The organism is Serratia sp. CY32780, assembly GCF_052169135.1.
Classification (GTDB): Bacteria; Pseudomonadota; Gammaproteobacteria; order Enterobacterales; family Enterobacteriaceae; genus Serratia; species Serratia sarumanii.
The window spans coordinates 1972433-1994453 of the sequence record NZ_JBJNLI010000001.1 but is presented as its reverse complement, the minus strand read 5'-3'; the positions used below and the strand labels follow the sequence as shown (position 1 = coordinate 1994453).

Annotated in this window: 24 protein-coding genes; 12 read left to right on the top strand and 12 right to left on the bottom strand. The window is 58.8% G+C overall.

Features of this window, described 5'->3' with window-relative positions:
• The first annotated feature begins 8 nt into the window (after positions 1-8).
• The 3 genes from ACJ8HH_RS09625 (at position 9) to yebF (ending at position 1110) form a co-directional block, all read left to right on the top strand.
• The gene (locus tag ACJ8HH_RS09625) at positions 9-332 is read left to right on the top strand and encodes a YebG family protein (RefSeq protein WP_033647671.1); all 324 of its coding nucleotides are present in this window, start codon (positions 9-11) and stop codon (positions 330-332) included.
• 39 nt (positions 333-371) lie between these two features.
• Complete coding sequence (gene yqfB / locus ACJ8HH_RS09620; RefSeq protein WP_004927562.1) at positions 372-680, top strand: N(4)-acetylcytidine aminohydrolase; 309 nt, start codon at positions 372-374, stop codon at positions 678-680.
• A 70-nt stretch (positions 681-750) separates the two neighbouring features.
• Positions 751-1110: a protein YebF gene (gene yebF, locus ACJ8HH_RS09615; protein WP_043147583.1), complete on the top strand. Its 360-nt coding sequence runs from the start codon at positions 751-753 to the stop codon at positions 1108-1110.
• Positions 1111-1166: 56 nt separating this feature from the next.
• On the opposite strand, the gene ACJ8HH_RS09610 is transcribed toward yebF, so the two are convergent.
• The 5 genes from ACJ8HH_RS09610 to mdtH all read right to left on the bottom strand — a co-directional run bounded on the left by ACJ8HH_RS09610 (position 1167) and on the right by mdtH (position 5861).
• Complete coding sequence (locus tag ACJ8HH_RS09610) at positions 1167-1730, bottom strand: lipoprotein (RefSeq protein ID WP_004927555.1); 564 nt, start codon at positions 1728-1730, stop codon at positions 1167-1169.
• 152 nt (positions 1731-1882) lie between these two features.
• On the bottom strand, positions 1883-3523 hold the full coding sequence (locus ACJ8HH_RS09605) for an ABC1 kinase family protein (protein WP_033647669.1): 1641 nt from the start codon (positions 3521-3523) through the stop codon (positions 1883-1885).
• 35 nt (positions 3524-3558) lie between these two features.
• The gene (gene grxB, locus ACJ8HH_RS09600; protein WP_033647667.1) at positions 3559-4206 is read right to left on the bottom strand and encodes a glutaredoxin 2; all 648 of its coding nucleotides are present in this window, start codon (positions 4204-4206) and stop codon (positions 3559-3561) included.
• Positions 4207-4333: 127 nt separating this feature from the next.
• Positions 4334-4582, bottom strand: a complete 249-nt coding sequence (locus tag ACJ8HH_RS09595; protein WP_033647664.1) for a hypothetical protein — start codon at positions 4580-4582, stop codon at positions 4334-4336.
• A 73-nt stretch (positions 4583-4655) separates the two neighbouring features.
• A complete protein-coding gene (gene mdtH, locus ACJ8HH_RS09590; protein WP_060451628.1) occupies positions 4656-5861 on the bottom strand; it encodes a multidrug efflux MFS transporter MdtH in 1206 nt (401 codons plus the stop codon).
• A gap of 345 nt (positions 5862-6206) precedes the next feature.
• On the opposite strand from mdtH, the gene rimJ reads away from it, so the two are divergent.
• From rimJ to murJ, 4 genes are all read left to right on the top strand, one after another.
• The gene (gene rimJ / locus ACJ8HH_RS09585) at positions 6207-6791 is read left to right on the top strand and encodes a ribosomal protein S5-alanine N-acetyltransferase (protein WP_033648129.1); all 585 of its coding nucleotides are present in this window, start codon (positions 6207-6209) and stop codon (positions 6789-6791) included.
• A 9-nt stretch (positions 6792-6800) separates the two neighbouring features.
• The gene (locus ACJ8HH_RS09580) at positions 6801-7448 is read left to right on the top strand and encodes a YceH family protein (RefSeq protein ID WP_033647660.1); all 648 of its coding nucleotides are present in this window, start codon (positions 6801-6803) and stop codon (positions 7446-7448) included.
• Positions 7441-8361: a Gfo/Idh/MocA family protein gene (locus ACJ8HH_RS09575; protein WP_033647658.1), complete on the top strand. Its 921-nt coding sequence runs from the start codon at positions 7441-7443 to the stop codon at positions 8359-8361. The genes ACJ8HH_RS09580 and ACJ8HH_RS09575 overlap by 8 nt, the downstream gene beginning before the upstream one ends.
• A gap of 106 nt (positions 8362-8467) precedes the next feature.
• A complete protein-coding gene (murJ, locus tag ACJ8HH_RS09570; RefSeq protein ID WP_033654412.1) occupies positions 8468-10003 on the top strand; it encodes a murein biosynthesis integral membrane protein MurJ in 1536 nt (511 codons plus the stop codon).
• A 62-nt stretch (positions 10004-10065) separates the two neighbouring features.
• On the opposite strand, the gene argS is transcribed toward murJ, so the two are convergent.
• Entirely contained in the window at positions 10066-11796 is a 1731-nt protein-coding gene (gene argS, locus ACJ8HH_RS09565) for an arginine--tRNA ligase (RefSeq protein ID WP_033634864.1), read from the bottom strand.
• Between the two features lie 828 nt (positions 11797-12624).
• Here argS and ACJ8HH_RS09560 point away from each other — a divergent pair.
• A complete protein-coding gene (locus ACJ8HH_RS09560; RefSeq protein ID WP_033647652.1) occupies positions 12625-13191 on the top strand; it encodes a VOC family protein in 567 nt (188 codons plus the stop codon).
• Here ACJ8HH_RS09560 and ACJ8HH_RS09555 read toward each other — a convergent pair.
• Complete coding sequence (locus tag ACJ8HH_RS09555; RefSeq protein ID WP_060451626.1) at positions 13188-14336, bottom strand: MalY/PatB family protein; 1149 nt, start codon at positions 14334-14336, stop codon at positions 13188-13190. The genes ACJ8HH_RS09560 and ACJ8HH_RS09555 overlap by 4 nt on opposite strands.
• 101 nt (positions 14337-14437) lie before the next feature.
• Here ACJ8HH_RS09555 and cutC point away from each other — a divergent pair, with 101 nt between their 5' ends.
• From cutC to ACJ8HH_RS09540, 3 genes are all read left to right on the top strand, one after another.
• Positions 14438-15196, top strand: a complete 759-nt coding sequence (gene cutC / locus ACJ8HH_RS09550; RefSeq protein WP_033634860.1) for a copper homeostasis protein CutC — start codon at positions 14438-14440, stop codon at positions 15194-15196.
• Positions 15197-15631: 435 nt separating this feature from the next.
• Positions 15632-16036, top strand: coding sequence for a hypothetical protein (locus ACJ8HH_RS09545; RefSeq protein WP_033634859.1), 405 nt, complete (start codon positions 15632-15634; stop codon positions 16034-16036).
• Positions 16033-17736: an FKBP-type peptidyl-prolyl cis-trans isomerase N-terminal domain-containing protein gene (locus ACJ8HH_RS09540; protein WP_033647648.1), complete on the top strand. Its 1704-nt coding sequence runs from the start codon at positions 16033-16035 to the stop codon at positions 17734-17736. The genes ACJ8HH_RS09545 and ACJ8HH_RS09540 overlap by 4 nt, the downstream gene beginning before the upstream one ends.
• 36 nt (positions 17737-17772) lie before the next feature.
• Here the strand turns inward: ACJ8HH_RS09540 and cmoB are convergent, their stop codons facing one another.
• The 5 genes from cmoB to ACJ8HH_RS09515 all read right to left on the bottom strand — a co-directional run bounded on the left by cmoB (position 17773) and on the right by ACJ8HH_RS09515 (position 21532).
• A complete protein-coding gene (gene cmoB / locus ACJ8HH_RS09535) occupies positions 17773-18744 on the bottom strand; it encodes a tRNA 5-methoxyuridine(34)/uridine 5-oxyacetic acid(34) synthase CmoB (RefSeq protein ID WP_033647645.1) in 972 nt (323 codons plus the stop codon).
• The gene (gene cmoA / locus ACJ8HH_RS09530; protein ID WP_033634856.1) at positions 18741-19484 is read right to left on the bottom strand and encodes a carboxy-S-adenosyl-L-methionine synthase CmoA; all 744 of its coding nucleotides are present in this window, start codon (positions 19482-19484) and stop codon (positions 18741-18743) included. The genes cmoB and cmoA overlap by 4 nt, the downstream gene beginning before the upstream one ends.
• Positions 19485-19586: 102 nt before the next feature.
• Positions 19587-19982 (bottom strand): MAPEG family protein, encoded by a 396-nt coding sequence (locus tag ACJ8HH_RS09525; RefSeq protein WP_004932387.1) that lies wholly within the window; start codon positions 19980-19982, stop codon positions 19587-19589.
• Positions 19983-20084: 102 nt separating this feature from the next.
• Positions 20085-20900, bottom strand: a complete 816-nt coding sequence (locus ACJ8HH_RS09520; protein WP_086581081.1) for a DUF72 domain-containing protein — start codon at positions 20898-20900, stop codon at positions 20085-20087.
• Positions 20901-20953: 53 nt separating this feature from the next.
• The gene (locus ACJ8HH_RS09515; protein WP_033648128.1) at positions 20954-21532 is read right to left on the bottom strand and encodes a hydrolase; all 579 of its coding nucleotides are present in this window, start codon (positions 21530-21532) and stop codon (positions 20954-20956) included.
• A gap of 215 nt (positions 21533-21747) precedes the next feature.
• Between ACJ8HH_RS09515 and ACJ8HH_RS09510 the strand changes: the two genes are divergently transcribed.
• Positions 21748-21978 carry an FmdB family zinc ribbon protein gene (locus tag ACJ8HH_RS09510; protein ID WP_320204121.1) on the top strand — a complete coding sequence of 77 codons (231 nt, stop codon included), beginning with the start codon at positions 21748-21750 and terminating at the stop codon, positions 21976-21978.
• Positions 21979-22021: the final 43 nt, after the last annotated feature.

Genomic DNA, 22021 nt, shown 5'->3' with positions numbered 1-22021 from the left:
ACGCACGCATGGCGGTTGAAGTTAAATATGTGGTGGTGAGAAACGGTGAGGAAAAAATGACTTTCGCGAGCAAGAAAGAAGCCGACGCCTACGACAAAATGCTGGATTTGGCGGATAACCTCGGAGAGTGGCTGCAACAGGCGCCGCTGAACCTGGACGATGAACAGCGCGAAGGGCTGAGCTTCTTCCTGGCAGAGAATAAGGATGCGCTGGGTCTGATTCTGCGCGGCGCATCGCCGGCGGAAACCGGTAAAAAACCGACGGAAGCGAAAGCGAAAAAAACGGTCTCTAACTCAAAAGAGGGATCTACGTCAGAAAAGCAAGCGGCATAATGACTTATGTTGCGGTGTTGTGATGAAAAAGGATCTAAAATGAGCCGTGAAATAACTTTCTTCAGCCGCTTTGAGCAAGACATTCTGGCGGGGCGCAAAACCATCACCATTCGGGATGCCAGTGAGTCGCACTTCGAACCGGGCGAGGTATTGCGCGTAAGCCGCAATGAAGACGGCGTGTTTTTCTGCTTTATCGAAGTGCTGTCGGTAACGCCGGTGCGCCTGGATGCGCTGACCGAGCGCCACGCACAGCAGGAGAACATGTCGCTCGGCGAACTGAAGCAGGTGATCAAGGAAATCTATCCGGGCCTGGATGCGCTGTTTGTCATCGAGTTCGTCAAACGGTAACTCTTTGCCGAAACCCTGTTGTGAGCCAGGGATGGGCGCCCGGATAGCGCTAATCACAACGGGAGGACATATGAAAAAAACGGGTTTGGCTATCGCCTTGTTGGCCATGATGGGAGCATCGACTGCGGTGTGGGCGCAGGATCAAGAGCAACGCACCGCCAAGGTGGGGCAGTGTGCCGGTCTGCAGCCGGCGGATATCGCCGCCCAGGTCAAGCGTGATTTCTTGCAGAATCGCATTACGCGCTGGGAGGCGGACAAAAAACTGCTGGGCACCGCTACCCCGATCGCCTGGGTCAGCCCGGATGCCATCACCGGCAAGGAGCAGGTATGGCAGGTGCCGCTGACGGTGCGTGGCACCAAAGTGGATAAAACCTACAACGTGACGCTCAACTGCAACACCGGCGAGATCGCCTACAGCGCGCCGCAGTAATCGTTTTCCGCAATAAAAAGCCCGCCTGGCGGCGGGCTTGATGCATCAAGACGCGGTCAGTCGCTAAACGGTATCACCAACTCACCCGGTTTCACTTCCAATCCCTTCGCCAGTTTTTTCGCCAGCGCTTCGGTTTTGCTGTTGTCAGGATTCAGCACATAAGCCGGCTTTTGGTCGAAATAAGACTTCAGCGACTGGTTCAGATATGGCGTCAGCGCTTTCATCACCGTCTGCATTTTTTCCGGCTGCACGCTGTAATCGGTCAGTTCCATGTCTTTCAGATAAATGGCGCCCTGTGCACGGTCGTACACCGGCTGCGCTTTCAGCGTCAGTTTCAGATCCGCCGCCTGCGGGCCGAGAATCGACGTGATGTTGACCTTGGCGTCGCCGGAAAGGGTGACTTTACCCGGCTCGCTGCGGCCGATCTGGCTTTGCAGCTGCGTCAGCACGATGTTGGCGTCCACCAGGCCGGGCACGCCGATCTGCTTCTGATAGTCGTTGTGTTTTTGCAGGTAATCATTCACTTCCTGCTCGCTCAGAGTGTACTGGGTCAGTTGATTGCAACCGGCCAATACGCCGGCGAACAGCAGGGCGGCTGCGCCCATCAGGATCTTCTTCATTAATGCCTCATTGCGACTGCTGGCGAAAAGTGCTGCAGATAATTGATTAATCATTATAAACGTTCCACCTGCGCGTGAAAACGGCAGAAGGCGATGTGCAGAGGATAGTGCGCGCAAAAGCGGGCGACACCTATCGGATAACGCCGAAAGCGTCAGCGCCGCAATCGCAGCGCCAAGAGCACCACGCCGGCCAGGCAGGCTGCGCCCCCCAACAGCGGGAACAGCGGAATGCCCCACAGCCGCAGCGACGAATGCATCAGATAAGGCGCCAGCCCCAGGGCAAAAGCGGCGGTGACGATGGCGATAGCCAGGGTAACGGCGGCGCGTTCCAGCGCTTTGCTCAACTGGCCAAGATTACTGACGTTGATATCGGCATTGAGCCGCCCGCGTTTTAGGCGGCGAACCAATAGCCGCAGGGTTTGCGGCAGCTCCTCTCCGGCGTCGAGCGCTTCCCCGCCCAGGGCCAACAACCGCTGGCGCACGGCAGCGGGTGCATAGCGTTGCAGCACGGTTTGTTGCAGCATCGGTTTGAGCGTGGCCACGATGTCAAAGGCCGGATCCAATCGGTGCAGCACGCCGTCGGCGGTGATTAACGCCTTGAACAGCAGCACCAGATCGGGCGGCAGCGCCAGCTGGTGTTCACGCGCCATCACCAGCAGATCGGTCAGGGCCTTGCCCAAGGTCAGGGTGGCGGCGGCCTGTTTGTCGAGGAAGTTTTGCGCCGCCAGCTCCAGATCCATCAGATCCAGCGGTTCGCTGTCCGACCAGGCGATCAGCGTGTTGACGATGCCTTCGGACTGACGATCGGCGATGGCCTGCAGCAGCAGGAGCAACTGATTGCGTCGCCGCTCGGACAGCTGGCCCACCATGCCGAAGTCGATAAAGCCGACGCGGTCACCGCTCAGCGCCATGACGTTGCCGGGGTGGGGATCGGCGTGATACAGCCGATGCTCCAGTACCATGCTCATAAAGGCGCGGGCGCCGCGTTGCGCCAGCAGTGGGCCGTCAAAGCCCGCTGCCGCCAGCTGCTGAGGGTTTTCCGGCGCGGTGCCGGGCAAGTATTCCTGCACTAACAGGCGCGGGGAAGACCATTGCCAATAGATTTTCGGCACGACGACGTCAGGTTGACGCGCAAACATCCCGGCGACGCGGTCGCAGTTATGCCCTTCGTGGGTCAAATCCAGTTCATGATTGAGCGCCGTCGCCAGCGCTCTGACCATCTGCCGCGGCCGATAGCGCGCCAGCGCGGGGCTCTGCTGCTCCACGGTTTCCGCCAGCGAGGCCAGCAGCCGCAGATCGGCGTGGATGGTTTTCGCCAGGCCGGGCCGCAGCACTTTGACCACGACCTGTTCGCCGCTGTGCAGGCGTGCGCGGTAGATTTGCGCCATCGACGCCGCCGCCAGCGGCGTACGATCGAATTCGGCGAACAGCCGCTCGGGTTCGCCGCCCAGGTCGGCAACGATCTGCGGCGCCAGCGTTTCCCATGGCAACACCGCTGCCTGGCTGTGCAGACGATCCAGTTCGTCGGTCCAGGCCGGATCCAGCAGGTCGGAACGCGTGGCCAGGATCTGACCGAATTTGACGAAGGTAGGGCCCAGCGCCTCGAGCGCTTCGCGCAGCCGCTCAGGCAGGGTTTGTGCGTCCTGTTGGGCGGATTCAGCGCGGGCGCCGCGCAGCAAAGCCCCCAGGCCCAGCAGACGCAGAACGTCTTGCAGGCCATAACGAATCAGAACGGAGGTAATTTCCTTCAGCCGCGCCCGATCGCGAGCGGTGGCGAGCACCATTTTCAACATCAGTACGCCATATCCTTATTTGTCATTCTTGAACGTTATTGTTCCATATCCAGCAGCAACGGCACCTCGCTGCGCTGCGCCATGCGGTTGCGGTAGGCTTCCACGTTATCCGGCAGCGCAACGCCGGCGACGATCGACAATGAGCGCAGCAGCGGGAACAGGTGGATATCGTCCTCGGACAGTTCGCCGTTCACCGCGTCGGCGGAGGCGATCAGCGGCGACAGCGTTTGCAGGTCGGCTTCCAGTTCGGCGATCAGATCGGCACTGTTGGCGAGATGCTCGGCAAAATCGCCGATAGACGCCTGCTTTTTATCGATAAAGTAACGGCGGGCGCTGTCGGTGGCAAACTCTTCGAAATCGGCATGCGCAATTCGCGGCAACAGCAATTTTGCGCTGTAACCGCCGACCCGCTGCAGCCACTCGGCAATGGCCGGGTTGGTGCGGCCGGTCAGCACCGGTTTGTCGTCAAGGTTGTCGACATAGCGCACGATATCCAGGCTTTCCGGCATCGCATCGCCGTTGTCTTTGACCAGGATAGGCACCATTTTTTGGCCGATCAGGTTGAACGGGGTCGTCTCATCGTCGTTGAGCAATGTGACCAAGCGAATCGGCAGACGTTTCAGGCCAAAAATCATGCGGGCTTTCACGCAGAATGGGCAATGATCGTAAATGAACAGTTTCATGCTTGCTCCGGGTTGTCAGGTTTTAACAGCAATAGTTACCACAGCTTATCGAGGCTGTCTTGACGTGCGTGTGTTGGATGGTGCGTTATTGCGATATTGCCCGCGCGCCAGCGCGGGCTAGGAGGCGTTATTTCTTGGCCGGTACTGAGTTGAGCACATCGATCAGGTGATTGCGAGCTTCTTCGAGGTCGATTCTGTCACGTTCGTTGGTGGCGGTGACGACCTGCAGCTGTTTGATAATATCGTTTTTCAGGCCGGCGTCGCTGGCGAGGATATGGGCCAGTGCCTTTTCCACCAAGGTGGAACGCGCATAAATCATGCGCAAGTTCAGTATCATATGTTCGAGTAGTTGCGGTAATTTTGCTTCTTCGCTCATGCCGACGGGCTCCTGTGGGTGTTTTTACTAACAGGATAGCAGCTGTTGCCGATTCGGCCGGATTTCTATGGCGTCAACCGCGGTGCAGCATCATCGACGCGCTGCGCCGCGGGCTGAACTGCCAGTACAGCGCCAGCAGCGTAGCGAAGCCCACTGCCCCCAGCAGCAACCAGGGTAGCTCCGGCATGTTCATCGTCCGCCCGGTATCGTACATCCAACCGCCGCCGGTATAACCCAACGCGCCGCCCAGCGCCAGGCCCAGGCGGCTAAAGCCCATATAGCTGCCGCGCGCACGCGGATCGGCCAGCGAAGCGCTCAGCGTTTCGCGCGCCGGTTCGGCGATGATCGATCCCAGATAGAAGCAACAGATCAGCGTGAACACGCCCTGCAAACTGGTGGCGAGACCGATCGGCAGCAGGCTGAGCGTCATCAGCAACAGACCCGCCATCAGGCGCTGCTCAAGCCGGAAGTGTTTTTCTCCCCAACGCGCCAGCGGATAGAGCAGCGATAGCGACAGCGCTGCTTCAATCGCATACATCCATTTCACCGCCGCCGGTGAACCGGCGATTTCGTTGACCACGATCGGCATCATCAGCATCACCTGTACCGCTAACATGTAATAACCGGTCAGCGCAAGGACATAGGTGAGGAAACGGCGATCGCGCAGGACCCGCAGCATGCCTTCCTTCATCGGTATACGCACGGTAGAGATGCGGTAAGCCGGCAGTAGCCAGGCGTTCCAGCCGGCGGCCAGCACGAAGATCGCCGCCCCGACCCAGCAGACAAAGTGGAAATCGTACTGCAGCAGCCAACTGCCGATCAGCGCGCCGACCACCGCTCCGGCGCTATCCTGCATCATCAGCAGCGAGAAAAAACGGCCGCGCTCGTGCGGACGGGTCAGTTTGATCACCAAAGCGGTGCGCGGCGGATCGAATAACGTGCCGCCGAGGGCGGACAGGGCACAAGAGAACCACAGGATCCAGGGTTCATCGGCCATCGCCATGGTGGCGAAACCGGCGGCGCGCAGCAACATGCCGGTGACGATCATCGGCTTGGCGCCGAAGCGATCGGCGATGGCGCCGCCAAAGATGCCGAGCCCTTGTTGCAACAGCTGGCGCAAACCCAGTGCGATGCCGACGATCAGCGCCGCCCATCCTAATTGATCGACAAAGCGGATCGAAATAAGCGGAAAAACGACAAAGAAGCCTAAAACCACCAGCAGATTATCGAGCAACAGAAAATATTTACCCAAGCTGCGCGCTTGCGACACCAGAGACATGCTTCACCATGAGCAATCAAGAAAGAAGGAGAGACAGCCGTTCCATTCTCTACCCAATTCCCGTACGGCGACAGGGGAGGCATAGATAATATTTTTTTATCGTCAAGGTGTTACCTGAGCAGCAAAATTGGCGGAAAAACGCCGTAAAACGCGTATTCGGCGATTTACTGAGCGGCCGGTATTTTACCTCGGGGGCGGGCTACGGTTATATTGAATGCAGGGAAGTGCAGTTCTGCGGTGCTATTGGCAAAATAAAACCATGGCAAAAGATCGGCACAGGATAATGATCCGCTCGGCTTCCTAATAAATACTTCTTATCGAACCGTTTTGACTGCGGGGGAAATGATGTTCGGCTATCGCTCTGCATCGCCAAAAGTACGTCTTACTACCGACCGGATGGTGGTCCGTTTAGTGCATGAACGGGATGCCTATCGCCTGGCGGATTATTATGCCGAGAACCGAGCCTTTCTCAAACCCTGGGAGCCGGTGCGCGACGAAAGCCACTGTTATCCTTCCGGCTGGCAGGCGCGTCTGGGCATGATCACCGAAATGCAAAAGCAGGGCAACGCCTACTATTTTATCCTGCTCGATCCAGAAGAACAGGAAGTGCGCGGCGTGGCGAACTTCAGCAACGTGCTGCGCGGTTCGTTTCATGCCTGTTTCCTCGGCTATTCGCTGGGGGAAAAATGGCAGGGGCAAGGGCTGATGTTCGAAGCCTTGCAGTCCGCCATCCGCTATATGCTGCGCCAACAGCGCATGCACCGCATCATGGCCAACTATATGCCACACAACCAGCGCAGCGGCGCATTGCTGACGCGTCTGGGATTCGAACGCGAAGGTTACGCCAAGGATTACCTGCTGATCGACGGCCAGTGGCAAGACCACGTTTTGACGGCATACACCAATAAAGAGTGGCTACCCCCACGTTGAGGCCAAACGATGAAATATGAATTGAACGCCAGAGAGGCTCGGGTTATCGGCTGCCTGTTGGAAAAACAGGTCACGACACCGGATCAATACCCGCTTTCGCTGAATGCCATTACGCTGGCATGCAACCAAAAAACCAACCGCGAACCGGTGATGGACCTGAGCGAAAGCGAAGTGCAGCAACTGCTCGATCTGTTGCTGCGCAAACATTTCCTGCGCACCCTCAGCGGGTTCGGCAATCGGGTGGTGAAGTACGAACAGCGGTTTTGCAACTCCGAGTTCGGCCAGCTGAAACTCTCGCCTGCCGAACTGGCGGTGATCGCCACCTTGCTGTTGCGCGGCGCGCAAACGCCGGGCGAGTTGCGCACCCGCACCAATCGGATGCACGAGTTCAGCGATGTCAGCGAGGTCGAACAGGTGCTGCAGCAACTGGCCACGCGCGAAGATGGCCCGTTCGTGGTGCGCCTGGCGCGTGAGCCGGGCAAGCGCGAAAGCCGGTTCATGCATCTGTTCAGCGGTCAAATTGATGAAGCGCCGCCGGCGGCGTTCGACGCTGAGGACGACGGCGAACTGAGCGCCAGAGTCAGCGCATTGGAAAGCGAAGTGGCGGAGCTGAAACGGCAGTTGCAACAGCTGTTGGCGAGGGATGCGAATGACTAAATTGCGTGTAGGCGTGGTGGGGTTGGGCAGTATCGCGCAGAAGGCGTATCTGCCAATCCTCGGCCAGGCGGCGGATTGGACGCTGGTGGGCGGTTTTTCGCCCAATCAGCAAAAAGCCCAGCCGCTGTGCGACAGCTACCGTATGGCCTGTTTCTCCCGTCTGGACAGCCTGGCCGAACAGTGCGACGCGGTCTTTGTTCACAGCAGCACCGCCAGCCATTTTTCGGTGATAGGCGAGCTGCTGAACCGCGGCGTGCACGTTTACGTCGATAAACCGCTGGCGGAGACGCTGGAGCAGGGCGAGCAGCTGCTTGAGCAGGCCGAGCGGCGAGGCAAAACGCTGATGGTGGGGTTCAACCGCCGTTTCGCGCCGCTTTACCGGCAGCTCAAACAGCGAATGAATCAGCCGGCCTCCATTCGCATGGATAAACATCGGGCGGACAGCGTCGGCCCGCACGATCTGCGTTTTACTCTGTTGGATGATTACCTGCACGTGGTGGACACTGCGCTGTGGCTGGCGGGCGGGCGGGAGCAACTGCTGAGCGGCAGCCTGCGCGCCAACGCCGCCGGTGAAATGCTGTACGCCGAGCATCACTTCGCCTGCGGCGACACGCAGGTGACGACCAGTATGCATCGCCGCGGCGGCAGCCAGCGCGAAAGCGTGCAGGCGGTGACCGACGGCGCGCTGTATCAGTTGACCGATATGCGCCACTGGCTGCGTGAAGATGCGCAGGGCGAGTTGGAGCAGCCGGTGCCGGGCTGGCAAAGCACGCTGGTGCAACGCGGCTTCGACGGGGCGGTGCGGCATTTCCTTGATGCCGTCGCCAATCAGAGCGCGCCGGAAACCGGCGGCGAACAGGCGCTGGCCGCCCAGCGGGTGGTCGAGCGTTTGCTGCGGGATAACTCTATGTAACATATGGCGGTAGCTATTCTTTTCCGGATGCGTAAACTGAGCCGATTGTTTCACTGACGCCTGCTGTTGCAGGCGTTGATATTTACGGTACCTATCAGACAACCACATGAACCTACTCAAATCCTTGGCTGCCGTCAGCTCGATGACGATGTTTTCGCGGGTGTTGGGCTTTGCCCGCGATGCGATCGTCGCGCGCGTGTTCGGGGCCGGCATGGCAACGGACGCCTTTTTCGTGGCGTTCAAACTCCCGAATCTGTTACGCCGTATCTTTGCCGAAGGGGCGTTTTCGCAGGCCTTCGTGCCGATCCTGGCCGAATACAAGAGCCAGCAGGGTGAAGAGGCGACGCGCACTTTTATTGCCTATGTCTCCGGGCTGCTGACGCTGGTGCTGGCGGTGGTGACGGTGCTGGGGATGCTGGCCGCCCCTTGGGTTATTTACATTACTGCGCCGGGCTTTACCGATACGCCCGACAAGTTTGCCCTGACGTCGGCGCTGCTGCGCATCACCTTCCCCTATATTTTGTTGATCTCACTGGCGTCGCTGGTGGGGGCGATCCTCAATACCTGGAACCGCTTCTCGATCCCGGCTTTTGCGCCAACGCTGCTTAACGTCAGCATGATCGGTTTCGCGCTGTTCGCCGCTCCGTATTTCAACCCGCCGGTGCTGGCGCTGGCCTGGGCGGTGGTGGTGGGCGGCGTGCTGCAGCTGGGGTATCAGCTGCCGCATCTGCGCAAGATAGGCATGCTGGTGCTGCCGCGCCTCAAGCTGGGCGATGCCGGGGTCTGGCGAGTGATGCGCCAGATGGGGCCGGCGATCCTCGGGGTGTCGGTCAGCCAAATCTCGCTGATCATCAACACCATTTTCGCTTCGTTCCTGGTGTCCGGCTCGGTGTCCTGGATGTACTACGCCGACCGCCTGATGGAGTTTCCCTCCGGCGTGCTGGGCGTGGCGCTGGGCACCATCCTGCTGCCGTCGCTGGCCAAAAGCTTCTCGAGCGGCAACCACGACGAGTATTCGCGCCTGATGGATTGGGGGCTGCGTCTGTGCTTCCTGCTGGCGTTGCCGAGCGCCATCGCGCTCGGCATTTTGGCCAAGCCATTGACCGTTTCGCTGTTCCAGTACGGCAAGTTCAGCGCCTTTGACGCGGCGATGACGCAACGCGCGCTGGTGGCTTACTCGGTTGGGCTGATGGGGCTGATCGTGGTTAAAGTGCTGGCGCCGGGCTTCTATTCGCGGCAGGACATTAAAACGCCGGTCAAGATCGCCATCATCACGCTGATTATGACGCAGGTGATGAACCTGGCGTTTATTGGCCCGCTGAAGCATGCCGGCCTGGCGCTGTCGATCGGTTTGGCGGCCTGCCTGAACGCCTCGCTGCTGTATTGGCAGCTGCGCAAGCAGAAGATCTTCCAGCCGCAGCCGGGTTGGGCGCTGTTCCTCACCAAGCTGGTGATCGCCGTGCTGGTGATGTCGGCGGTGCTGATTGGCGTGATGTGGCTGATGCCGGCCTGGGATCAGGGCAATATGCTGGAACGTTTGCTGCGTTTGGCTGCGGTGGTGGTGGCCGGTGTGGTGGCCTACTTTGGCGTGCTGGTAGGGTTGGGCTTCCGCCCGCGCGACTTTGCGCGCCGCGCCGCCTGAGCCGAAAGCAAGAACAAAAAAAGGTCGCCCAGGCGACCTTTTTGCTTTCCGCGCGGTGCGGTTTACATGCGTTCGACGGTTTCGATGCCCAGCGTATCCAGACCGGTTTTCAGCGTTTTCGAGGTCAGCAGCGCCAGCTTCAGGCGGCTCTGACGCGCTTCTTCGCTGTCGGCGTTCAGGATCTGGCAGTGCTCGTAGAAACCGGAGAACAAGCCGGCCAGATCGTACAGGTAGCTGCACATGACGTGAGGCGTGCCTTCACGCGCGACGGTGGTGAGCACCTCTTCGAACTGCAGCAGGCGGGTAGCTAGCGCAATTTCACGCTCTTCGGTCAGCGTCAGCGGCAGCGTCAGGCTGCTTTCGTCGATCCCGGCGCGCTTGAATACCGATGCCACGCGGGTATAGGCGTATTGCATATAAGGCGCGGTATTGCCTTCGAAGGCCAGCATGTTATCCCAGTCGAAGACATAGTCGGTGGTGCGGCTTTTCGACAGATCGGCGTATTTCACCGCGCCGATGCCGACCACGCGAGCCACGGTCTTCATTTCGTCTTGCGGCATGTCCGGGTTTTTGCCGGCGATCAGCTGTTCGGCGCGTTCGATGGCCTCATCCAGCAGATCGGAGAGCTTCACCGTACCGCCCGAGCGGGTTTTGAACGGCTTGCCGTCTTTGCCCAGCATCATGCCGAACATGTGGTGTTCCAGCGAGACGGACTCCGGCACGTAACCGGCCTTGCGCACGATGGTCCAGGCCTGCATCAGGTGCTGATGCTGACGGGAGTCGATGTAATACAGCACGCGATTGGCGCCCAGGGTTTCGTAGCGGTACTTGGCGCAGGCGATATCGGTGGTGGTGTAGAGATAGCCGCCATCCTTTTTCTGGATGATGACGCCCATCGGATCGCCGTCCTTGTTCTGGTATTCGTCGAGGAACACCACGGTGGCACCTTCGCTTTCCACCGCCAGCCCTTTGGCTTTCAGATCGGCGACGATGCCCGGCAGCATCGCGTTATACAGGCTTTCGCCCATCACGTCGTCTTCGGTCAGCGTGACGTTCAGGCGGTTATAGGTCAGCTGGTTTTGCGCCATGGTGATGTCGACCAGCTTGCGCCACATTTTCAGGCAGTACTGATCGCCGCCCTGCAGCTTGACGACGTAAGCGCGCGCGCGCTCGGCGAACTCGGCGTCTTCGTCGTAATGCTTCTTGGCTTCGCGATAGAACTGTTCCAAATCGGACAGGCCCATGTCGCTGGCGTTTTCGTTCTGCATTTTTTCCAGGTAGGCAATCAGCATGCCGAACTGGGTGCCCCAGTCGCCGACGTGGTTGGCGCGGATCACTTTATGGCCCAGAAACTCTTGGGTACGCGCCGCGGCGTCGCCGATGATGGTGGAGCGCAGATGGCCGACGTGCATCTCTTTCGCCACGTTCGGCGCGGAGTAGTCGATAACGATGGTTTGCGGCTCAACCGGCGCAATGCCCAGTTTCGGTGCGTTCAGCACCTGGTCGGCCTGGCGGGCGACCCAGTCGCTGTTCAGGAAAATGTTGATAAAGCCGGGACCGGCGATTTCCACTTTACCGGCGACGTCGCCGAGATCCAGCAGTTGCACCACTTTTTCCGCCAGCTGCCGGGGCGGCATGCCCAGCTTTTTGGCGACGGACATCACGCCGTTGGCCTGGTAATCACCAAACTGCGCCTTGGCGGAAGGGCGGACCTGCGCTTCGCAATCGGCTGGCGCGCCAGCGGCGATCAGCGCCTGGCTGACTTTATCTGAAAGAAGAACCTGAATATTCACCGGGTTACCTTAATGACGAACGAGGGGCTGAAGCCAGCCCCTGTGGGATTCAACGGTGGCGGGCGCGATGGGCGACCGCCACAAAACAGCCTGCAATTGTAACCGATCTGACGGAGTCCGTCAGCAGTTGGCGCGGCCGCTGCGATGAAACAGTTGTCGGGTGCGGCGCGTTGATTGCCGGAAGGTGAAAAGCGGAATGAGCTGAACAGAATGTACGGAGGGGAGAGTTGCGAAGCTAGCGCTTTTTATTGCGGCGACCGGCATCCAGCGTGTTGACGCTGCGTGATTTGAAATGACGGTAGATGGCGTATACGGCGATAATTATCAACACCAAGGATATCGTCAGCAATAACATAATGATCATCTCGAATTTAAATTTCCTCCAAAGTAGCCGAGTTGTCTTGGTGAATCAATTGTCTGGGGTTAAATTAAGATAATCCTTAGCTTTTAATCAATTAATGCGTTTTATTTTCTTTTTTTACAATGGGTTGTGATTGCGGATTTGTGCGACATTGATAAGTGAGTCGTTTTGATTAAACCCAGCGATTCAATCGGCTTGACCAATGGCCTGCAGAGGATTTTGTGCAAAATAACTTAAATCATAGCGTCATAAAGAAAAGGTATAATGTCTTGCGAAAAATCTTATTTTTTATTTTTCCGTTGATTTAATAAGCTGTCACCTTAATAAAAATCCGGCTTTTATTCTCCGTGCCCGCAACCAAAAATCATGCTGAACTGCCGCCGAAAAACCTCGCAACGCTGGCGAGCGCTGTCGCCAGCGTGTAAATTACGGCGTTTAACTTTGCGCCCCGTTGTTTTGAGGTTCCTATGACCACTCCCTTGCAAGCCATTGCCGAGCTTGACGATCTGAAGCTCGACCTGCCGCGTTTCGAACAGGCGTTGCACCAATTTGCCGCCAAATTGCGGCTTGATCTGTCCGCGTTTACCGCCGATCACATCTCACTGCGCTGTCACCAGAACGCTACCGCCGAGCGCTGGCGCCAAGGGCTGATGCAGTGCGGGACACTGCTGTCCGAATCGATGATCAACGGGCGGCCTATCTGTCTGTTCGATTTGTCTCAGCCACTGGCCGTTGGGCCGTGGCGGATAGACTGCATCGAACTGCCGTATCCGGGGGAGAAACGCTATCCGCACGAAGGCTGGGAACACGTCGAATTAGTGCTCAGTGGCGATCCGCAGACGCTGTACGCCCGGGCGTTGAGCCACCTGGCCGATGAAGCGTTGCTGGCGCCGGGGATCAAGCTGAAGCAAAGCTCGCCAAAAGGCGAGGGCGAACGGCTGCCGAACCCGACGCTGGCCATCACCGACGGAACGGTCACGATCAAGTTTCATCCTTATTCCATTCGAGACATCGTCGCCAGCGAACAAGGTTAGCCAGGCAGTGCCGCACAGGCTCGCGCCATGCGATCGAGCGCTTCATCGAGCAGGGCCCATCGGCAACCAAAGTTAAGCCGCACAAAGCGCCGATCGCCAAAGTCCAAACCGGCGCTTAGCCCAACGCCCGCACGTTCGAAGAACTGATGCGGGTTATCCACCGGCAACGCGCTGCAGTCTATCCAGGCCAGGTAAGTGGCCTCGACAGGCAGCAACGTCAAACCCGGCATGGCGTTGATACGCTTTATCAGCCGATCGCGATTGGCGCGCAGATAAATCAACTGCTCATCCAGCCAGGGTTGCCCGTATTGATAAGCCGCCTGCGCCGCCACCAGCGCCAACAGATTGACCTCCGGCACGATACCGCTGCGCGCGCGTTTCAGCTTTTGTCGCAGCGCTTCGTTGGGAACGATCGCCAGTGAAGCGCCCAGTCCGGCGAGATTAAACGTTTTTGACGGCGACATCAGCGTCACGCTGCGTTGGGCCGCATCGTCATTCAGGGTGGCGAAAGGGGTATGCCGCACGCCGGGTTCAAGCAGCAGCTCGCAGTGGATTTCATCGGAACAGACGATTAAATCGTGCTCGCGAGCGAACTGATGGTGCTGCAACAGCTCATCCCGGCGATAAACGGTGCCACCGGGATTCTGCGGGTTGCACAGCAACAGGAGTTTCTCGTTGCCGCTCAGCCGATCATGCAGCGAGGAAAAATCCAGCACCCAGCGTTGGCCGGTCGCCTTCAGCGGCACCGCGAGGTGCTCGCGCCCGGCGAATTTGGCCGCTTTGCGAAACGGCGGATAAATGGGAGAGGGGGCCAGCGTGCTCTGATGTCCTTCGGTGCAGGCCCGCACGCACAGGTTCAGGCCGCACACCAGCCCAGGCAGGAAAATGATCCATTCGGGCTTGATGTGCCAGCCGTAGCGCTCTACCATGCGGCGGGTAAAAACCTCAATAAGATCAGGGGATGGGTGAGTGTAGCCGAATACGCCGTGCGCCACGCGGCGCTGCAGGGCTTCGATCACCGCCGGCGGTGAGGTGAAATCGCTGTCGGCGACCCAAAGCGGGATGATGTCGCTGCCGCGATATTTATCCCACTTAACGCTGTCACTGTGACTGCGGTCTACCCATTGATCAAAATTGAATGCCATAGTTACAACCCTGAGCCGGTTTATGCCTATGCATGAGCCTACGTGAGAAATGAAGAAATGAACAATTGCCGCCGTATGTTGGCCGTTATCTGGGGGTGACAATGATAAAACTGGAAGTTTGTTGCTTTAGCGTCGACTGTGCGCTGACGGCCGAACGGGCGGGCGCCGATCGCATTGAGTTGTGCGCCAGCCAGAGCGAGGGGGGATTGACGCCGAGCTATGGCACGCTGCGTCTGGCGCGCGAACGGGTTTCGATCCCGGTGCATCCGATCGTTCGCCCTCGCGGTGGCGATTTCTGCTACGGCGCGGTGGATTTCGAGGTGATCAAACAGGATCTCCGCCAGATCCGCGAGATGGGGTTCCCCGGCGTAGTGGTTGGCATGCTGGACGAAGAAGGGCACATCGATCTGCCGCGCATGCGCGAAGTGATGAGGCTGTGCGAGGGCATGGCGGTGACGTTCCATCGCGCGTTCGATATGTGCCAGAACCCGATGGTGGCGTTGGAGCAACTGAGCGAGCTGGGCGTGGCGCGCATTCTGACCTCCGGCCAGCAGCAGAGCGCCGAACTGGGCCTGCCGTTGCTGCGCGATTTGCGCCAGGCCAGTCAGGGCCCGGTAATCATGGCGGGTGCCGGCGTGCGCCTCAGCAATCTGCACAAGTTTGTCGATATTGGCCTGCATGAACTGCACAGTTCTTCCGGTCACCTGGTGCCGTCGACCATGCGTTACCGCAAGGCGGGCGTCACCATGTGCTCCGATAACGAGTTTGACGAATTTAGCCATTATTGCGTGGATGGCGAAATGGTGGAGGCGATGAAAAACGCGCTGGCCTTGGTTGATCCCCTGGCGCAAAGCGCATAAACACGCAGCTAACCGCGTTTGACAACCGGTTTCCGGGCCGTAAGACCCCTTTGCGTGTCACTGAGCCCTCGGCGATCACGCAAGTACCAGGCCCCGGCGTTTTGCCGGGGCTTTTTTTATGTCTTGCGAAGACGCAGTGCCCGTTTCACGCTGTTTCTCTGTCGCACTGCCCCCCATCTCTTCTTGCGCTCATCATGCCCTGCTGATAAGTTTGTGAGTTAAAATCCTTTAAATATCATAATATTAAATGATTTTTTGGTATGCATTTTCGTGGTGAATGATTTGCGCTCTGCCGCTCATCGCCACGTCTGCATTTTCATACCCGTTCATCTCCGGCCTATGGTCGGAACATCACAGCATTAATCATTAATGAGGAGAGCCGTCGATGCAGCCGCGGAGCGCGTTGGCGGCGGACTTAACAAGGAGATAACGATAATGACCCGAACGGCACACTGTTTGACCGCTGCGCTTTTGCTGACCTTGACCCTGAGCGGCTGTCAGACCGCCAAGCGGCCTGTTTCTGCATTAAGTAAGCCGCCCAGTGCAGAAGACATTGCGGAACAAGACAAGCGGCAGCGTGAAGCCGAGCGTATACAGCAGTGCCAGCGCGAGTTGGATGCCATGCGCGGCATGGATAACGAAAAATACCAAAAATTCAAACGCGAATTCGATACCTTGATGGGCGGCGCCGCGCAGTATGCCGGGGTGCGCCAGCGGGTCAACACGGGCACGCAGGAAACCGTCGACGCCCTGTATCGTTATCGCACCAGCCGTCTGTGCGCGGACATCAGTTCTGCCATGATGACCGGCCTGGCTGAGCGCGGAGAGCGCGCCCAATGACCCCTCGTGCGAGAAAGGCGTTGCTGAGCCTGATGATACCGCTGGCGTTTGCGCCAGCGATGGCCGCAGCGGATGACGATGTGCCGGCATTACTGCAGTTCGCCGAGCGCTACCAGCTGCAGGACGCCCCGGCAGCTGACGCCGCGGTTACTCCCTCCCGGGAAACCCAAAAGCCGGCGCCCCGGCCGGTTCAACCGCGTGAAACGAGCTCGCAGCGAAAGCAACTGGCGCAGTTGCAAAAGACGCTGCGCGAGAAAGAGGCTCGATTGGAGCAACAGCAAACCGCTATTCAATCACTGCAGCAGGAGCTGACCGCGTTGCGGGTTGCGTCGTCCCTGACGGCTGCCGATAAACCGACAGCTGCTCCCGATCTGAGCGCGTTGAGCGACTTCGCCAGCGGCGTGCGACGGGCGCTGAACCTGACGCCGCAGGAGCGCAAGGCTCAGGCGCAGATCGCCGAGGCGCAGGCAGCGTTAGCGCAGGAAAAACAACAAACCGAGGAGCGCGATCGGCGTATCGCCTTGCTGGAACAACGGCTGGCGGCGTTGCCTGAACAGGCGGATAACGCCTGGCAGGAGAAACTGACGGCGGCGCAGACCGCCAACGATAAAGCGCGCCAGCGTTATGAGCAGGACAAACAAGCGGCCGCCGCTGAGCTGGCGCAACAGAAGGCGGAAGCCGCCAAGGCGACGGGAGAACTTCAGCAGCAGCTGGCACTGCGGCAGAAAGAGCTGGATGAACAACGCCAACAGGCCGAGCGGCAAGAGAAAAGCCTGAAAACGGCGCTGGAACAGCAAAAGGCCGAAGCCGCCAAGGCGACGGGCGAACTTCAGCAACAGCTGGCGCAGCTACAGGAAAAAAACAAGACGCAAACCGAGCAGGCGAAGGCATTGGCGCAGCGGCTGGCAACGGCGGTGGCGGAAAGCGAAAAATCAACGCTGCAACTGGCGAAAACGACGGAGCAGGCGAAAAAAAACGCATTGGCGCTAGCGGACGCCAACCAAACGCAGCAGGCATTGCGTGAGGAGCTGGATGGGCTGCGCTCTCGCGCCAAATGGTTGCCGGATGCACAGGCGCTCGAGAAAAAGCCGGCGCAACAGAGCTATGCTGCCGGTGTCGCTTTGGGGCGCGATATTCAAACGATGCTGGCGGAGCGTAAAAATTGGGGCATCAATCCCGATAAAACCGTGCTGCTGGCGGGCGTGATCGATACCTTCAACGGCCATTACCAGCTAAGCGATGCGCAGTTGACCCGTGCGCTGGCGGAGTCGGAAAAAGCGGTGAACGACGCCCGGAACCAGGCAGCGAAGGTGCAAACCAGCAAGGGCGAGGCGTTCGTCACCGAGTTTAAAAAGAAAAAGGGCACGCAGAAGTCGCCTTCCGGTTTCTGGTATCGCATCGATTATGCGGGTGATGAAGCCATTAAGGAAAACGCGCGGGTGGACATCGTGGTGAAGGAAAGTTTAACCGACGGCAGCGTGATTCAGGATATGGATCGCAGTGGGAAGGTGATGTCACAGCCGCTCTCTGCCTATCCGCCGTTGTTCCGCGAGGCGATCGGCCATCTGAAAAATCATGGTTCGCTGACGATGGTGGTGCCGCCGGCGTTGGCGTACGGTGAAACGGGCTATGCGCCGCAGATCCCGCCGAACGCGACCATGGTGTATGAGCTGCGGATTGTCGATGTCAACAACGGGTAACGTCGGGCCGGCCCAGGCCGGCCCGATTAGCGAGCGCTAGGGCTTTTTGGCGGTCAGCACGGCGCGCAGGGGCGCCGGATAGCCTTCGATCGTTTTGCTGCGATCGCTCGGATCGAGGAATTCGGCCAGTGATTCGCTGGTCATCCAGCCGGTGCGGCGCTGCTCTTCGAGGCTGGTGACGCACATATCGGCGATCTTCACGTCGACGAAGCCGCACTTCTCCAACCAACATTTCAGCGCCTCGGCGGAAGGGATGAAATACACGTTGCGCATCTGCGCATAACGATCGCCCGGCACCAGCACCTGGTGGCGATCGCCTTCCACCACCAGCGTTTCCAGCACCAGTTCACCTTCAGCCACCAGCTGGTTTTTCAGCTGATACAGATGATCGAGCGGCGAGCGGCGGTGATACAGCACCCCCATCGAGAACACGGTGTCGAATGCCGCCAATTCCGGCAACTGCTCGATGCCGAGCGGCAGCAGGTGGGCGCGCTGATCGCCGCCTAATAGCTTGCGCACCGCTTCGAACTGACACAGGAACAGCTGCATCGGATCGATGCCGACGGCGAGGTGTGCGCCGGCGCCAATCATGCGCCACAGGTGATAACCGCTGCCGCAGCCGACGTCGAGAATGGTGCGGCCGGCCAGCGGAGAAATGTGCGGCAGCACGCGATCCCACTTCCAGTCGGAATGCCATTCGGTATCGATATCGATGCCATACAGCGAGAAGGGCCCTTTACGCCATGGCATCAGGGTGCGCAGCATTTTCTCGATGCCTTCAAGCTGGCCCGGCGACAGGCCCGGCTCCATCTCGGCGCGCACGCCGTGCAGCAGATCGAGGCGGGTTGGGGTCAGCGTCGGCAAATGCTCGACCGAGTTGAACCACTGTTTGAATTTGCCGTGCAGCGATTCGCGTTGCCAGGCGCTCAGCTGCGCAGGCAGCGTGTCCAGCCAATGGCTGAGGGGGCTTTTGGCGATGCGTTGATAGAAATCACCGAACTCGATCATTGCGCATCCCCCGCTTTCAGGGCGATCAGCGAACCGAAGTTGAAGCATTGGAACCACACTTCGGCATGCTCGAACCCGGCCTGTTGCAGGCGCGCCTTGTGCGCTTCCACCGAGTCGGTGAGCATCACGTTTTCCAGCATGCTGCGTTTTTGGCTGATCTCCAGCTCGCTGTACCCGTTGGCGCGTTTGAAATCGTGGTGCATGTTGAACAGCAGCTCGCCGACTTCAGCGTCCTCAAAGCTGAACTTCTCCGACAGCACCAGTGCGCCGCCCGGGCGCAGGCCACGATAGATTTTCTCCAGCAGACGCAGGCGATCGGCCGGTTCGAGGAACTGCAGCGTAAAGTTCAGTACCACCATCGAGGCGTTCTCGATCTCGATGTCGCGAATGTCGGCTTCGATGACATCGACCGGCGTGTCGGCGCGGAAGGCGTCGATATGGCGGCGGCAACGTTCCACCATCGCCGGCGAATTGTCGACGGCGACGATATTGCAGCCGGGCACCTTGATATTCCGCCGCATCGACAGCGTCGCCGCACCCAGCGAGCAGCCCAGGTCATACACCCGGCTGTCGGGTTGCACAAAGCGCTCGGCCAGCATGCCGATCATCGAGATGATGTTGGAATAGCCGGGAACGGAGCGTTGGATCATGTCGGGGAACACTTCGGCGACGCGTTCGTCAAAGGTCCAGTCGCCCAGTTTGGCGATGGGGGCGGAAAAAAGGGTATCGCGGTTTGGCATAGCGGCAAATCAGTTCAGAATTCGAAGCTGCGTAGTCTAACAGAAAAGCGCAAAAAAGCGGAGCGGAAGCAGGCGGCGCGGCCGCCTGATGATAAAACGAGATCAGTGCAGGCTGAAAATCAGATCCCAGGGCAGATAGAAGATATTTGCCAGAACCATCAACAACAAAGAGATATAGGTCGCGGCCATGCCCGAACGGCGCCAGCGAACCTCGCGGTTGCGTAAACCGTAGTAATGCACCAGTCGCCCGGCCATCAGCATCAGGCCGCAAAGGTGAATCATCCAGATTTCCGCGCCGTTCATTTCCATAATCACCAGCAAGACGGCAGCAATCGGAATGTATTCAACGGCGTTGCCATGCACGCGGATGGCGGTCTGCAATTCGTAGAAACCGCCGTCGCCATAGGCTACGCGGTACTGCATCCTTAATCTGACTACGTCATAAGAGAGTTTGATCAACAACAATGCGCCGAGCACCACATAAAGCGCGCTTACCATTTTTAACTCCGTTCCCTAACCAAAACTGGCAGCCAGCATCATAGCCGTCATTGTATTCACTGTCGCGGGGAAATATTTGATGTTATTGGTCAGATTAATAGGTCAAAACAGTGCATCTTGTTCTGGCCAGTCCGGCGGCGCAGGCAAATCGGGGATCGCCAGCCGTAGCTGCTGCCAAATTTTTTGCGCCTGCTGGGGCGAATCGCCGTTGTCCGGCGTATGAATAAACAGATAGGGCTGATGCTGTTGCTGCCACAGCGGCAGTTTTTGCTGCCAGGCCTCGAACCAGCGCAGGTTGTCGGCCAATTGGTCACCGCCGATAAAGCGCACCAGCGGTTGGTCGGCGGTGACCAGAGCGTGCACCGGCAGCTTCGGCTTTTTCTGCTGGGCATCGCGCACGGCGGCGGTGTTGGGGGCGGCGTGATGCACCGGGCGGCTGTCGAGGATCACCCGATTGATGCCGCGCTGGTGCAATCCCTGATTCAGCGCACGCTCTTCCTCGCCCTTGGCGAAAAACGCCGGATGACGCACTTCTACGCCGTAGGTGAATTCCTTCGGCAGGCTTGCGAAGAACTGCCACATGCGCGGCAGCTCATCGGGGCCGAAGGCGGCGGGCAACTGCAGCCACAGTTGGCCGATGCGTTGATGCACCGGGCTCAGGCAGTGGTAAAACGCCTGCAGCTCGGCGGCGCAGTTGCGCAGGGCGGCCTTGTGGCTGATGTCCGACGGGAATTTGAAGCAGAAGCGAAAATCGTCACCGGTCATGTCGCGCCAGCGCTGCACGATTTCCAGCTTCGGCAGCGCGTAGAAGGTGGTATTGCCTTCCACGCAGTTGAAATAGCGGCTGTAATCCGCCAAATCACGCAGCCCGATGCGATTCCAGGCTGCATGTTGCCATTGCGGCAGTCCGATGTAGATCACGGCGTCGTCTTCCTTTACTTGTCCTTGGCTTATCAGGCTACAACTTAACGTTACCGCTCGAGCGCGGCAAGAATTTCGCCGGTGTCGCGCACCCGCGCCAAACGCGGGAAGATATGTTCGAACGCGAAACGGTGCATTTCCGCGTTCTGCGCGCTGCAGACATCTTCGGCGATCACCAGCTCATAGCCATGCTCCCAGGCGGCGCGGGCGGTGGATTCCACGCCGATATTGGTGGATATGCCACCCAATACCACGGATTTGATGCCGCGGCGGCGCAGCTGCAAATCCAGATCGGTGCCGTAGAAGGCGCCCCATTGGCGCTTGGTGACCAGAATATCGCTGTCGCAGACCGCCAGCGGCGCGGGGAATTCCCACCAACTGGCCGGCAAGCCGCCGGCGGGCGCGGGAGCCGGTTTGTCCACCGGCTGTTTCAGCGCTTCGGCGAAGGAGTCTGACCAGCCGACGCGCACCAGCAGCACCGGCGCGCCCAGCAGACGAAAACGGGCGGCCAGCAGGGCGGCGTTCGCCACCACCTGGTCGGCGCTGTGCGGGCCGCCGGCGTAGGGCAGAATGCCGTTTTGCAAATCGATCAGCACCAGAGCGGTGGTTTGGGCGTCAAGTTTCAGCATGGATTTCATCTCGTTGCGAAGTGGATAAAAACTGTTCGGTGCGCCGGGCGAGCTGCGTTCGGCGCAAAACCGGGGGAGATTCAGGCTACGTGAAAAAACTGTCGCAGGTTAATGGGAAATTTGTTAACCGATGTGTTGATTCGAGCAAAAACGCGCCATTTAGTGCAGTAACAATGCTGTGTTCGCACTTATCGGGCGGATGAATTTCCTTTATAATGACTCCCTTTTTTCAACACTCTTTAATCCAACGACCTATGCCGATTTATGAATATGCATGTGGTGCTTGCAACCATCGGTTAGAGAAATTGCAAAAATTTTCCGATGCGCCACTGGCAGACTGCCCGGCGTGTGGGCAGCCCGCGTTGACCAAGTTGATTTCATCCTCCGGTTTCCAGCTTAAGGGCACCGGCTGGTATGCGACGGATTTTAAACCGGGTAACAAGTAGAATTTATCAGATAACAGCCGCGCGACAGGGGCGCAGTAGCCCG